The organism is Sphingobacterium yanglingense (genome assembly GCF_004363245.1).
Taxonomy (GTDB): domain Bacteria; phylum Bacteroidota; class Bacteroidia; order Sphingobacteriales; family Sphingobacteriaceae; genus Sphingobacterium; species Sphingobacterium yanglingense.
The window spans coordinates 506,615-520,240 of sequence record NZ_SNYV01000013.1 but is presented as its reverse complement, the minus strand read 5'-3'; the positions used below and the strand labels follow the sequence as shown (position 1 = coordinate 520,240).

The following is a 13,626-nucleotide window of genomic DNA, read 5'->3' as shown; positions in this document are numbered from 1 at the left end:
AATAAGATTCTCCTCAGGTTTGCAATCAAATGGCCAAATATAGTTCCGATAACGCTACCGATTAATTTACTTCTTTAACTGTCAAAAAAAGGATAGAATTGCAACAATTACTTTAATATCCAGCGGTAATCAAGTTCATTAAGCCATGCATTTAAACAGAGAAAATCTTCCCAAAATCAGCAATCAAGTAGACCAGGAGTGCCTTTCCTCTCCTAAACAACCTACTCGTGTCTTACTATTTGGTACAGGCGTACTGCTGCGTGCCCTACCTGCATTTTGTATCGAAGAAGCCAATCGGTCAGGCACATTCAATGGTGGAATTGTAATGATCAAATCGACTCAAACAGGGAGTATAGAACCTTTCTTACAACAAGATGGACTCTACACTCTACGTACTGCTGGCATCCAAAACAATAAAGAAACAACAACACAACAAATAATTACCTGCGTAAATGACATACTCGATGTCAACACTTCATGGAATACTATTCTCGAGCATGCCCAAAACAAAGAAATAAACATCATCATATCCAACACTACGGAGAAAGGAATTGTCGATACCGATGACGATATCTTTGCTTGCCCACCTAAAAGCTTTCCAGGCAAATTGACAAGCTATCTCTATGCACGTTTTCAGCACTTGGGAGCTACAGACGAATCAAAAGCTATCGTACTACCCACAGAGCTAATAGATGACAATGCGGTCAAACTAGCACAAATCGTAAGAAAACTAGCTACAGGTCACAGCTTACCAAGCGCATTTATCCAATGGTTAGATACCTATGTTTATTTCTGCAATACATTAGTTGACCGTATTGTACCTGGAGCAATTACATTACAAGATTCCTCCTATACCGATAAATTGGCTATCGCAGCAGAACCTTATTTCCTTTGGGCGATCGAAAGTAAAGATGATTATGTACAACAAGAGCTTTCTTTTATAGGTCTCTCCCCACATACCTTCATCTTACCATCCATAGCATCAGTGCGAGAGATCAAACTAAGGATACTTAATGGCACCCACACCCTGATGGCTGCGATAGCATTCTCAGCACAACATCAATTCGTAAAGGATACACTTGCTGAGCCGACTTACGAAAGATTTATCAGCCAGCTGATAAATCAAGAAATAATTCCCTCACTGGAAGCACAGGGAATACAAAAAAAGGAACTGGCCTTTTTTTCCGAGCGTATTATTGACCGGTTTAAAAACCCATTCATACAACATCAGTGGGCCAATATTGCGCAAAACTACCATGCTAAAATAAAAAGCCGGGTACTGCCTCTATTATCCTACTGGTACACATTTCAAGAGCAAGCTCCTCAATATATAAGCTTCGGATTTGCGGCCTACCTATTTTTGATGAACACACACACACATCTGTTAGAAGACAAAAGCCTAGCTGATGAGTTTAAAAATCTAAATTTTGACAAAATAGAAGAATTCTTATCCAATAAAACCATCTGGGGGACAGACCTTATGATTTGGCCGTCTTGGGCTCCCGCAATAAAACAGCATCTCCAACAATTGGAAACAGTATCAATACATCAAATCATGCAACGTTTATGAAAGCACTACAACTACATCCAAAAGACAATGTGATTATTGCATTACAAGAATTAGAAGCAGGAGCATCTATCGTTATAAACGACAAAACATATACCGTAACTGAGAAGATTCCTGCAAAACACAAGTTCCTAGCAGAAGACTCAGAAAGAGGAGGACTTATATATATGTACGGAGAGGTCGTCGGATCAGTCTCTCAAAACATGCACTGCGGTCAACTTATCAATACATCAAATACCGTTCATGCGAGTAGTCCATATAGCTATCAGGGCTATCGCCATCAATGGGAAGCACCTGATTTATCCCGTTTCAAAAACAGAACTTTCAAAGGTTATCACCGCGCTGATGGCCGGGTAGGAACAGCAAACTATTGGTTGTTTATTCCCACGGTATTCTGTGAAAATAGAAACCTAGATATTCTCAAAGAAGCCATGCTCGAAAATCTAGGGTATAGTATCAGTAATCCTTACAAGGATTACGTAGCGCATCTCGTAGACGCCTACAATAATGGTCAGACATTAAGTGAATTTACCCTAGATAACCCTAGTAGACCTACAGAGAGACGGCTTTTTAAAAACATCGATGGGATAAAATTTCTGAGACACGAAGGTGGATGTGGGGGAACCCGCGAAGACGCCCAAATACTCGGCAAGCTATTAGCAGCATACATCGATCATCCTAACGTAGCGGGAGCTACCATATTAGGATTAGGCTGTGAAAACCTACAGTTGCAACTGCTGTTAGACGAATTAAAACAAAGGAATCCGACACTCGACAAACCTATATTGCACTTTGAACAGCAGGCAGTAGGAACAGAAACCATGCTCCTAGAAAAAGCGATGACGGATACGTTCAATGCCCTCGTTGAAGCGAATAAAATAGAACGTCAAGAGGCCCCACTCAGTAAACTCGTCTTAGGCGTCAAGTGTGGCGGATCTGATGGTTTTAGTGGAATATCTGCAAACCCTTCTATCGGGTACACCTCCGATTTATTGGTCGGCTTAGGTGGCTCCGTCCTACTAGCCGAATTTCCGGAACTATGTGGTGTCGAGCAACAACTGTTAGATAGAATGCGTAATCCGGAACATGCCGATAAGTTTGTCAAACTGATGGAAAGCTATGGAGAGGCAGCAGAGAAAATTGGATCTGGGTTCCATATGAATCCTTCTCCCGGCAACATAAAAGACGGTTTGATTACAGATGCGATGAAAAGTAATGGGGCTGCAAAAAAAGGTGGTAACTCCCCCATAGTGGATGTCTTAGATTACACTGAACCCATCACCCATACTGGGCTGAACCTCGTGTGTACTCCCGGTAATGATGTCGAAGCGACAACAGGTAAAACCGCATCTGGAGCCACATTAATTCTGTTTACCACAGGATTGGGAACCCCTACAGGCAATCCGATATGTCCGACGTTAAAAATTGCAACCAATGACCAAGTGGCTACCCGTATGAAAGATATCATAGACTTTAGTACAGGCGGTGTTATCTCAGGTCAAAAAACAATACAGGAAATGGGGGAAGACATCCTTGAACTATGTATCAAGACCGCTAACGGAGAGATAGTGCCCAAAGCCGTACAACTACAACAGGATGACTTTATACCTTGGAAGAGAGGCATCAGTCTATAACACTTTAATTCTGTTGCTTTCATACGGAAGCAACAGAATTAAAACAAACAATTTAACCAAAGTTACCATTGATATAATTCAATGTCATCTCGTTCTCAGGAGCATTAAATATCTGGCTGGTCTCCCCTTCTTCTTTTACCTCTCCTAGATACATAAAGACTGTCTTATCAGCAATCCTTTGCGCCTGTTGCATGTTATGCGTTACGATCACGATAGTATATTTTTCCTTCAGATGAGAAATCAACTCTTCAATCTTCAACGTACTCACAGGATCTAGCGCAGAGCAGGGTTCGTCCATTAAAATAACCTCCGGACGCAAAGCTACAGCCCTAGCAATACACAAGCGTTGTTGCTGTCCTCCCGAAAGACGTGTAGCAGGCATCTTCAGATCATTCTTCACCTCATCCCATAAAAAGGCTTCCCGTAATGCTTTTTCAATCACATCCTTACCATGAGGCAAGTTGTTAATCTTCAATCCATAAGCGATATTTTCATATATACTCTTGGGAAACGGGTTCGCTTTCTGGAAAACCATACCTATCCGCTTTCTTATCTCTGTAACAGGAATAGCTCGATCGTAGAGATCTAAATTTTCCAATTTAAGTGATCCCGTAATTTTGGCATCAGGAGAAAGATCGTGCATACGGTTAAAACTACGTAATAAAGTACTCTTACCGCAGCCAGATGGACCTATCAATGCTGTGATTTCATGCTCATTAAAAGAAACGTTAATTTTTTTCAACACCTCTTTTGTTCCGAAACTTATCTCTAGATTTTCTGCAGATAATTTAGTTTTCATTTTTCCTGTATTTGTAACGTATATAGAAAGCTGTCAGATTCAGCAAGAAGACAACAATAATTAATACTAGAGCCGTACCGTAAGCGATAGGACGTACCTCTTCAATAGACTGATGTTGCGTAGAAAGCATATAAAGGTGATAAGGCAAAGCCATGAACTCATTATCAATAGCACCTCCTACTCCGTTGATATAGAACGCCGCTCCCGTAAATAGAATAGGTGCTGTTTCTCCCGCCGCCCTGGACAATGTAAGAACAACACCCGTCAAAATACCGGACATAGCCGATGGCAATACCACATCTTTTATAGTTTCAAACTTAGTAGCTCCTACGGCAAGAGCTGCTTCGCGCGTACTGGCCGGAATACGCATCAAAGCCTCCTCCGTAGTCGTAATAATATAAGGTAAAGAAAGTAGCCCTAAGGTCAAGCCTGCCGATAGCATAGAAGTACCAAACTGTAATGCCTGTACAAATAAAGCTAATCCAAACAAACCGTATATAATAGAAGGAACTCCCGACAAATTACGTATGGCAGCACGTATAATACGCGTCAACCAGTTATCCTCAGCATACTCATTCAGGTAAATAGCACAGCACACGCCAAAAGGAATAGAAAACAAAGCGGTAAGCAACGTCAACAATACAGTACCAATAATAGGGGTTAAGATACCACCTTTAGTCATTCCTTCACGCGGCACCTCCGCTATAAACTCCCAAGATAAGACTCCCGCACCTTTAGATACAATCTCCCAAAGAACAATAATCAAAAAGAAACATACTAATCCCGTACTGAACAACAGCGTACCCCATTCGATGATTGATGTAAAATTAAACTTCCTACGCTGCATGATACTTTCTAAAACGGTTAATAAAAAATTCGCCTACCAAATTCGCTATCAGTGTCATGAAGAACAATACGGTAGCAATGGCGTAAAGTGCAAAATAATGGGTGGTCTGATAAGGTACTTCCCCCATCTCAATAGCGATCGTAGCTGTCATCGTCTTTACCGAATCAAACATTCCCTCAGGCAGTAACGAAGCATTTCCCGTAGCCATCAACACCGTCATTGTCTCGCCTATAGCACGCCCTACTCCTAGCATTACTGCCGCGATAATACCCGGTGCTGCCGCAGGAATAACAACTCGGCATAAGGTCTGCCATTTAGTAGCTCCGACACCATAACTAGCCTCCTTATACGTCTTAGGGACAGCATGAATAGCATCTTCCGCAACCGTAATAATAGTTGGTAAAGCCATTACTGCAAGCAAGATAGCTCCATTGAGTGCGTTCAAGCCATTCGGCAAATTCGCAACATTTGCCAGCCCGGGACCGACCAATACAATTCCCAGGAAACCAATTACTACAGAGGGAACCGCAGCCAACATTTCAATCACTGGTTTCAGGATATTCTTCAATTTAGGGCTGGCATATTCTGCTATAAATGCTGCGGTACCGATCCCCAAAGGTATAGCGATTACCATCGCCCCAAAGGTGACCAATGTAGTACTGAGAATAAGCGGAAGCATACCATACTTTGGAGTCTTTCCTGTCGGGTTCCATTCCAACCCTGTAATAAAATCCAGTGGCTTCACATCCAAAAAGAAAGAAAATGAATTGTACACCAACATGGCTAATATTCCTCCCAATGCCGCCAACACAAGGAGTCCTGTTATTTTAAAAATATATTTGAATGCTACATCCAAAGACAATCGCGTTTTAAACTTCATCTGTGTCTGAATTATTTCTTTATGAAGATATCTCTACTAATCCTTAATATAATAACCATGGTCCTTTATGATCTCTTTACCTTTATCACTTTGCTCAAATTCGATAAAAGGCCGAACTTTTTCCCAGGAGCTAGCGATAACAAACTGATATAACGGACGTTGAAAAAAGTACAAACTATTATTGATCGCTTCGATATCGTTGGGAGAATAGGCAACAGCTGTAGGAGTTTCCTTTATCTTAATTAATCGAATGCCTTGCTTCGTTTCTGGCTCATCCCCTACATATCCTGCTCCAATGTAACCAACACCAGATTTATCTACCTTTACTCCTTCAATAATCTGTGCATTACCAGTCATTTCCTTTGCTGCCGCCGAAAACTCAATCTTCAGTTTCTTCTTCACAAAAGAATAAGTCCCCGAACTGCTTTGACGCCCATAGATATTAATAGGAAGATTCACAGGTGTCAATTCATTCCAATTCTTAATGGTACCATCTAGGATTTTAGCAAGCGTTTCTAGATCCAATTCCTCCAAAGGCAAATCCTTATGGACGATAAAGGCCGTTGCATCTTCAGCGAAAACGACGGTTTTCAGTGCAATATCCTTCTTTTTAAACTGTTCTATTTCCTCTTCAGAAAGAGGCCGTGAGGAATTGGCAATATCAGCCTGCCCGTTCAATAACGATGTAATCCCTAAACCGGATCCACCACCTGATATGGCAATACTAAAACTAGGATCAATCGCTGTGAACTTCTCTGCTAGGTTAACAGCTAGGTTAACCTCGGTATCCGAGCCTTTCATCTTTATGGAATGATCTTTGGACGTACAACTGTAAATAACAGTCAGTACCACGAGTCCCAAATAGGTTAAACCAATAGGTCTGATTCTCTTCATTACCACAAAAGTGGCACTTTAATATAAAGAAAAGTTTAACCCAATATTAAGTACGTGTTAAGAGCAGGCTTTTTTGTTAAAACTGTGTAAAAAAACCATTAAATACACAAAAGTTAACATAGCCCTCTACTTCTTGTTAAAAAATTAGAGGGCTATGTAACATTACTTCGTTTTTTCTTCCTGTCGGTCAGCGGCAGACTTGTCTTCTGCCACACCAGCTTTCCAATAGGAGAATGCGTAATAATCGCGATTACTCCATCCCAGGTCTTCTTTAAAATAAGAACGCAATGAACGTACAGAGCTGTATTCGCAAGCGACATAAGCAAATCTAGAACCTTCAGTAGGCAAAACTACCGCTTTCACCCGTTCTGCAATTGTACTACCTTGTTCAGGATGAGCATTAATAATCCATTCGATTTGAAACCCGTCATGTTTCACTTCAGGGTGAATATCGGCTTCACTAGGGACCTCTACGATACAATATCCTTTAGCATCAGCAGGGAGGCTTTCCAGGATACAGCAGATAACGGGGATTGCCGTCGCATCTCCAATCAGGAAATACCAGTCCGCTTCCGTGTAATGCTTGGTCTCTCTCACTTTCATTGCTATTCCCAACTGATCATATATTTCTGCATTTCTCGCCCAAGCGGAAGCCGGTCCATTGTCTCCATGATTGACAAAATCAATAGTCACCTCATTTGTTTCCGAATCAAATGCACGATGTGTATACGTACGTACCAATGGTGTTAGATTTTCATCAGGCATTACCCATTCTCCCCGTTCACTATCGAAAGTTGCAAATTGAACTTCCTTTGCCCCTGTTGGGGGAATAAAAATCTTATTATTCGCTCCCAAAGTACATTTTCCAAAATCGGTATCTTCGTCCGTTTTTAAACGAACACGGATATAATGCGGGGTTACGTATTCTTTAGCCGTTACCTTAAATATATGTCTTGCAATAACTGTCTTTTCCATATTATTATTGAATTAATTGAACAATATCATCTACCATCAAATTGATGGAGGTCAATCCTCCTCCCGAAATAAACCAAACATTAGGATCCAGATAGAACATCTTCCTATTCTTATAGGCATTCGTCATTTTAATCAGCTTATTCTCCACCTCTTCCCGAGTAGCTGTCTTCCCCAATACAGCGGCATTTCGATCTACAATAAATAGATAGTCCGGATTAGCTTCTGCAATAAGCTCGTTAGAAACACGTTGCCCATGTACCGATTCATCTTCTAAATCTAAAACAGGCTTTATCCCCAATACATCGTGGATAAAACCAAATCGAGAACCTTTACCGAATGCACTGAATTTACCGTTGTTATAAATCAAGAACAACGCTTTATTCGGATCATCTTTAAATTTTTCCTGAGCGGTCTCTATTCTATGTTTTAACGAGTCAAGCTTAATAGTTGCCAACTCCGATTTTGAAAATATAGAAGCTATCATCTGAACATTAGCTTCAAAAGAGGATAAATAATTTTTATTATCTGTCCCTACAAAGACCGTGGGGGCTATTTCGCTCAGTTCATCATAAAAACGTTCCTGTCTTGTCGATATAAAAATTAAATTTGGTTTCAATGCGGAAATGGCCTCAAAATTCGGTTCAATAACGGAGCCCACATCCGTGATAGATGGATTATCACGATAATCTGAAAGGTAATCCGGCAAAAATTTCTTTGGCACTCCTGTTGGAACCAAGCCCAACTCCTTCATCGTTTCTAACGCACCAATATCCAAGACCACGACACGTTCTGGCTTCACAGCTATTGCGATATCGCCATATTTATGATGTACTGTGATTAGGTTATCTGAAACACCCTCCACCTTCTCGTTGCTTGAATTGGATTGACAAGCAATCATACCCAAAAACAACAAACCACACATTGTTATCTTACATAAGTTTCCTACCCTCATACGTATACTCTTCTTCATAGATTAAAATAATTACAAATCCTTTTATTGTTTCTATCGATAATATCAAACTCTATATCAAATATATCTTTTAGGACTACTGGATCGATAACTTTCGCCGTTTCATCATCATAACAGATATTCCCATCTTTCAGTGCAACAATTCGATCCGAATACTGAGCTGCAAAGTTGATTTCATGAATCACAATGACCACCGTCTTTCCCAGTTCATCAACCAAACGACGCAATGTCTTCATAACATGTACTGCATGTTTCATATCTAGATTATTAAGAGGTTCATCCAGAAGTATGAAATCGGTATCTTGAGCAATAATCATCGAGATAAAAGCACGTTGTCGCTGTCCTCCGCTCAATTCATCGATATAAGTATCCTGCAAATCCATTAAATCAGAAAATGCAATCGCTTCATCGATTTTTTGCTCATCAAAAGCACTTAATTTCCCTTTACTATAAGGAAATCGACCAAAAGAGACCAGATCTCGTACAGTCAATTTCAAGTCCAGATGATTGGACTGCTTTAGTATAGAAAGCTTCTTCGCCAGGTCTGTACCTTTATAAGTAGACAATTCCTTGTCCAAGAAACTAACCGTCCCACCATCCTGCTTTATCAATCGACTGATAATAGACAACAATGTACTTTTACCCGCTCCGTTAGGTCCAATCAAAGACGTAATTTTCCTATTGGCAATACTCCCCGAGACATCTTTCAACACCTCTTTTTTGCCATAATACTTAGCTATTGTTTCAAACTTTAACTTATTCTTTTCCGTGTTATCCATAATAAATACATAAAATATACCCCACCCATAAAATTTATAATAATACTGACCGTCGTAGAAAACTGTAGAACATGCTCTACTAAAAATTGACCAAGAATCAGTGTAAGACAAGCCACCAAACTAGATATCACCAACATGTAACGATGTTTACGTGTCCGGAATAGCTCGTAAGTCAAATTGGTGACCAAAATACCTAAAAACGTAATTGGACCGACCAAAGCTGTAGAAACAGATACCAAAAGAGAAATGACAAATAGAAAACGTCTAACCATCTTATCGTAGTCCACTCCCAAACTTATTGCCTGATCCCGTCCCAATGCCATTACATCAAGGTATCTTGCATTCCATCCGGTATAGATTAAAGCCACAAGCATCGTTATCCCTGCTACACTTAAGAGTTTTGTATTCATCTTAGCAAATGAGACAAACATAAAGTTCTGTACAATAGAAAATTCGTTTGGGTCAATCAGTACATGCAAAAACTGGCTCAAAGTCATAAACAAGGTTCCCAAAACCATTCCCGTAAGCAGTAGGTAATACATGCTTCTCCGGTTTTTACCAAAAAGCAGAAAATACAGCAGCAGGGAAAAACCCAACATAAAGAGAATAGCATAAAAAAAGTTCTCCTGCTGACTGATTACTTTGAACGCCTTGTCACCATACAAAAAAACAATCAGCGTCTGAAAAAGAATAAAAACGGCCTCATATCCCATAATTGAAGGGGTTAAAATCCGATTTGCGGTAATAGTCTGAAAAATAATCGAGGAAGAAGCCACACTAATGCCAACCACAAGCATGCTCAACAAACGAATAGAGCGTTTTTCAATCGAATAACTATTCGTAAGCTCTACACCATAAAGTATAAAAGATCCTCCGACCAGGAGCAACAAGGCCACTATTATCAAAAACTTAAATTTTCCTCCCACTATTTCCGCTTTAAAATCAAAACCAAGAACACAACACTGCCGATGACACCAACAATCATCCCTATAGGTACCTCATAAGGATAAACCATAAGCCTGCCCATTAAATCACAAATCAATAAAAAAACAGCACCCACATACGCAATTAAAGGAAGTGTCCTCCGAAAATTATCCCCAACAATCATACTCACCACATTCGGAACAATAAGCCCCAGAAAAGGAATTGCCCCAACTGTAACAACCGATGAACTAACCACCATTGACACAACAAATAAGCCCAGATAGACAATCGCCTCATACGACAAACCTAGACTCTTGGCAAAGCTCTCTCCCATCCCGGCAATGGTTATCTTATCTGCATACAAATAGATAATCGCTACCGCCGGTAAGACTAAAAATACCGCTTCATACTGCCCCTGCATAACCGATGAAAAATCGCCTAAAAGCCATTCCTGTATATTCTGTACGATTCCGTGTTTGTAGGCAAAAAAGGTTGATACAGCGCTCAAAATACTACCAAACATCAACCCTATCAATGGAATAAAAACAGTACTTCTCAATTTAACTTTATGTACAAAAAATATAAAGAGAAAAGAGGTCAGAAAGGTGAATCCTAACGCAAATAACATCCGTACAAACAACGAAGAGTTAGGTATAAAAATCAAAGCCGTCAATATCCCCATCTTCGCGGCCTCCAAAGCTCCCGAAGTCGTGGGAGAAACAAATCTATTTTGTGACAGTTGCTGTAGGACAAATCCCGCAATGCTGACGCCCGAGCCAACAAGAATCAGCGCTAAGGTCCGTGGGATACGGCTAACCACAAAAAAAACTAACTTATCCCCGTCTCCGAACAAATCCCAAAAACGAACATCCTTCACCCCTGTAAAAAGAGAAAACCACATCAATACAAGTAATATGATTAGCGCACAGGCCCAGACAAAAAAACTATTCTTTAAAAAACTCAAATCTTTCAATTATACTTCTATAGTACACTACATTCTACAGCTCATACCACAAAAAACAGACAAGCCGCAGGGAACTTTGACACCTACCAAAGCTCCCTGCGGCATTATAGCAGACCTATTGTTAATTTAATCTCGTAATAGTATCTCCATTGGTATCAACCACTGCAGGCTGACCTTCCACGGGTTTACCACCCTTAGTTTTATTGATCACAAAAGCCGCTCCAGATACAGGATCCACTTTCACATGATTAGGGTGAGAACCTGTTTCAAAATCACCCAATACAGCTAATGTTTTCGCATCAATGACTGTTGTAGTTCCCGTTTGACGGTTTGCAGAATAGATACGTTGTTTAACCGCATCATAAGCGATACCAATAGCACCTGCTCCTGTCGGAATACTCTGTAGTAGAGTTCCCTGTCCGTCTAAAACAGTTACAGTACCGGATTTCTGATTCGCAACAAATAGCCTTTCGCCATCTGTTGTAATATTTACTGGACCTTCTCCGCCTGAAGCAAACTTAGCTTCGACTTGTTTACTTTTTGTATCCACTACATAAATAGCATTCTCTCCAATGACCGTTAAGAAAATTTTATCTGTACCGTTTAAGAAACTCATACCAGTAGCTGTCTTTCCAAGATTCTCTATCGAGTGAAGGTATTTATTTGTCTTACCATCTATAACCCATATACTACTCGGATCGCCCACATCAGACACATAGACGATATTATTAACCTCATCCACCAACACCTCTCGGGTATGTGATTTATCGGCTCCATTGACTATTGTTGCCAACACTTTTCCAGTCTTTAAATCGACCGCACTGACCGAATTTGTTCGCGTATTAGTAGTATAGGCTGTTTGGGTTTTATTGTTAATACCAATTCCAAATGGAGGGTTATCTTTAAGACTGATACTATCTACGATCGCAAGACTACTCGGATTTATTTTATAGATAGCGCCGCCTGGTGCCGTTCTAGAACCGGCTCCTGTAACGTAGATATGACCATCTTTCTTGCTGATTACAGCTTCATAGACACCTGTACCGGCACGCGAAGATTTCTCGACCTCCTGAGCCGAAGAAGTCATACTACCCAGCAATAAACCAGAGACCAACAACAAAGTCTTCGACGGATAGCCATTCAATTGTTTTAATTTACTTACATTCATAGTGTATGTTTTTATGCTTGAAAGAATTTATTTTATTTTCCCAATAGGTATAGAATCTTCGGAACGCACCTTGCCAATATATTGCACCATGTTTTCCCTCAGAATTTATAGCCAGACTTAATTTCCCCTTAAAATGCGGTTCCAACCAGAGATGATAACGCGTTAAATCCTCTCCCATGTTGACCTCTGTTGCTCCTATGCGTCGTTTTATTTCCCGACTACCGACGTAGAAGTACAGTTCTTGATCCCTATGCTTATCGCCTCCATTAAACAACTCTTTACTGGCATAAGCATAAAGATTCTCCTCATCCATCCATATAGATGGAGAAAAAGCACCAATGACTCCAAAGACTTCCGGATACTTGAGACCAGCATAGATAGAAACAAGCCCCCCCAAGGAACTCCCTACCAAAGCTGTATTTAGAGGGTCCATAAGCGTTCTATATTGTCGATCCACATAAGGCTTAAGGCGATGGACGAGGTCATCAAGATACCACCATCCCTTAGCGGTTGATAGTTCCTCCCCCACGTGCACCATATACTCCTCCTTCCTCACTTCATAATCTTCATCGTGAGCTACTGCTACAACAATAGAAGGCGTTATAGCACCGTCTATTGTTTCGTCTACCATCCACTCTATAGGTCCAGCTCTTCCCGTTGAAGTCGCTTCGTCGAATAAATGCTGCCCATCGTGCATATAAATAACTGGATAGTGCCTATCATCCTTTAAATAGTTTTGAGGAAGATATATCCAGACTTTCTTATAAACGTTCAGTTTTGGAAAGTAAAAATCTTCAGCCAATACATGTACATGTTTACTCGCCGTAGACTTTGGAAAGAGATCTCGCCAACTTTCAATCGTCAAAAACACTTCTGAATCAGCGCTGACAGTTGTCATATGAGCCCCTTCTAATCTTCCGCTTCCCGAAGTAGATAGACTTCCCCAACTTCCGCGACTCATTTTCAACTCCAAGTCTCCCTCCTGTACTTCAGGGAGCTCAACAGTTATAGATTCTCCAATCTCAGGTATCTCGCCGACATAAAGATGATCAGGAGACCAATTATTAAAGGTTCCGGTCAAATACAATGGGGCACCTATAAAGCTGGAGCAATTATTAACAATATGGACATATATTTTATGCATCTTCCTAGACATAGCGCCGCTAATTTAGATAAGTTCTAAATAAAATGCAAGATATATTTAAAATGATTCTAAATAACTAGA

At 40.4% G+C, this 13,626-nt stretch carries 13 protein-coding genes; 2 read left to right on the top strand and 11 right to left on the bottom strand.

Translation table 11 applies throughout. The features are described from left to right. Window positions 1–145: 145 nt before the first annotated feature. Together CLV99_RS10550 and CLV99_RS10545 are read left to right on the top strand one after the other, a co-directional pair. The gene (locus CLV99_RS10550; protein WP_133584460.1) at window positions 146–1,570 is read left to right on the top strand and encodes a tagaturonate reductase; all 1,425 of its coding nucleotides are present in this window, start codon (window positions 146–148) and stop codon (window positions 1,568–1,570) included. Next, complete coding sequence (locus CLV99_RS10545; RefSeq protein WP_133584459.1) at window positions 1,567–3,201, top strand: UxaA family hydrolase; 1,635 nt, start codon at window positions 1,567–1,569, stop codon at window positions 3,199–3,201. Before CLV99_RS10550 ends, CLV99_RS10545 begins: the two co-directional genes overlap by 4 nt. 52 nt (window positions 3,202–3,253) lie before the next feature. Here CLV99_RS10545 and pstB read toward each other — a convergent pair whose 3' ends face one another. From pstB to CLV99_RS10490, 11 genes are all read right to left on the bottom strand, one after another. Further along, window positions 3,254–4,000 (bottom strand): phosphate ABC transporter ATP-binding protein PstB, encoded by a 747-nt coding sequence (gene pstB, locus CLV99_RS10540; protein WP_133584458.1) that lies wholly within the window; start codon window positions 3,998–4,000, stop codon window positions 3,254–3,256. Further along, window positions 3,990–4,847 (bottom strand): phosphate ABC transporter permease PstA, encoded by an 858-nt coding sequence (gene pstA / locus CLV99_RS10535; RefSeq protein ID WP_133584457.1) that lies wholly within the window; start codon window positions 4,845–4,847, stop codon window positions 3,990–3,992. The genes pstB and pstA overlap by 11 nt, the downstream gene beginning before the upstream one ends. Continuing rightward, on the bottom strand, window positions 4,837–5,727 hold the full coding sequence (pstC, locus tag CLV99_RS10530; protein WP_021070594.1) for a phosphate ABC transporter permease subunit PstC: 891 nt from the start codon (window positions 5,725–5,727) through the stop codon (window positions 4,837–4,839). The genes pstA and pstC overlap by 11 nt, the downstream gene beginning before the upstream one ends. A 36-nt stretch (window positions 5,728–5,763) precedes the next feature. Continuing rightward, on the bottom strand, window positions 5,764–6,621 hold the full coding sequence (locus tag CLV99_RS10525; RefSeq protein ID WP_133584456.1) for a substrate-binding domain-containing protein: 858 nt from the start codon (window positions 6,619–6,621) through the stop codon (window positions 5,764–5,766). Between the two features lie 162 nt (window positions 6,622–6,783). Next, window positions 6,784–7,596: a siderophore-interacting protein gene (locus tag CLV99_RS10520; RefSeq protein WP_133584455.1), complete on the bottom strand. Its 813-nt coding sequence runs from the start codon at window positions 7,594–7,596 to the stop codon at window positions 6,784–6,786. A gap of 4 nt (window positions 7,597–7,600) precedes the next feature. After that, window positions 7,601–8,566, bottom strand: a complete 966-nt coding sequence (locus CLV99_RS10515; RefSeq protein WP_133584454.1) for a siderophore ABC transporter substrate-binding protein — start codon at window positions 8,564–8,566, stop codon at window positions 7,601–7,603. Continuing rightward, complete coding sequence (locus CLV99_RS10510; RefSeq protein ID WP_133584453.1) at window positions 8,563–9,345, bottom strand: iron ABC transporter ATP-binding protein; 783 nt, start codon at window positions 9,343–9,345, stop codon at window positions 8,563–8,565. Before CLV99_RS10510 ends, CLV99_RS10515 begins: the two co-directional genes overlap by 4 nt. Further along, window positions 9,318–10,271, bottom strand: coding sequence for an iron chelate uptake ABC transporter family permease subunit (locus tag CLV99_RS10505; RefSeq protein WP_133584452.1), 954 nt, complete (start codon window positions 10,269–10,271; stop codon window positions 9,318–9,320). Before CLV99_RS10505 ends, CLV99_RS10510 begins: the two co-directional genes overlap by 28 nt. Next, window positions 10,271–11,233 carry an ABC transporter permease gene (locus CLV99_RS10500; RefSeq protein ID WP_246032735.1) on the bottom strand — a complete coding sequence of 321 codons (963 nt, stop codon included), beginning with the start codon at window positions 11,231–11,233 and terminating at the stop codon, window positions 10,271–10,273. The genes CLV99_RS10505 and CLV99_RS10500 overlap by 1 nt, the downstream gene beginning before the upstream one ends. 121 nt (window positions 11,234–11,354) lie before the next feature. Continuing rightward, window positions 11,355–12,401: a YncE family protein gene (locus tag CLV99_RS10495; RefSeq protein ID WP_133584451.1), complete on the bottom strand. Its 1,047-nt coding sequence runs from the start codon at window positions 12,399–12,401 to the stop codon at window positions 11,355–11,357. Beyond that, the gene (locus CLV99_RS10490) at window positions 12,388–13,557 is read right to left on the bottom strand and encodes an alpha/beta hydrolase (protein WP_133584450.1); all 1,170 of its coding nucleotides are present in this window, start codon (window positions 13,555–13,557) and stop codon (window positions 12,388–12,390) included. The genes CLV99_RS10495 and CLV99_RS10490 overlap by 14 nt, the downstream gene beginning before the upstream one ends. Window positions 13,558–13,626 lie beyond the last annotated feature (69 nt).

Bases quoted from the DNA above. Each gene is read 5' to 3' on its own strand.
- CLV99_RS10550 (WP_133584460.1), top strand. From the start codon at position 146: ATGCATTTAAACAGAGAAAATCTTCCCAAAATCAGCAATCAAGTAGAC.
- CLV99_RS10545 (WP_133584459.1), top strand. From the start codon at position 1,567: ATGAAAGCACTACAACTACATCCAAAAGACAATGTGATTATTGCATTA.
- pstB (WP_133584458.1), bottom strand. From the start codon at position 4,000: ATGAAAACTAAATTATCTGCAGAAAATCTAGAGATAAGTTTCGGAACA.
- pstA (WP_133584457.1), bottom strand. From the start codon at position 4,847: ATGCAGCGTAGGAAGTTTAATTTTACATCAATCATCGAATGGGGTACG.
- pstC (WP_021070594.1), bottom strand. From the start codon at position 5,727: ATGAAGTTTAAAACGCGATTGTCTTTGGATGTAGCATTCAAATATATT.
- CLV99_RS10525 (WP_133584456.1), bottom strand. From the start codon at position 6,621: ATGAAGAGAATCAGACCTATTGGTTTAACCTATTTGGGACTCGTGGTA.
- CLV99_RS10520 (WP_133584455.1), bottom strand. From the start codon at position 7,596: ATGGAAAAGACAGTTATTGCAAGACATATATTTAAGGTAACGGCTAAA.
- CLV99_RS10515 (WP_133584454.1), bottom strand. From the start codon at position 8,566: ATGAAGAAGAGTATACGTATGAGGGTAGGAAACTTATGTAAGATAACA.
- CLV99_RS10510 (WP_133584453.1), bottom strand. From the start codon at position 9,345: ATGGATAACACGGAAAAGAATAAGTTAAAGTTTGAAACAATAGCTAAG.
- CLV99_RS10495 (WP_133584451.1), bottom strand. From the start codon at position 12,401: ATGAATGTAAGTAAATTAAAACAATTGAATGGCTATCCGTCGAAGACT.
- CLV99_RS10490 (WP_133584450.1), bottom strand. From the start codon at position 13,557: ATGTCTAGGAAGATGCATAAAATATATGTCCATATTGTTAATAATTGC.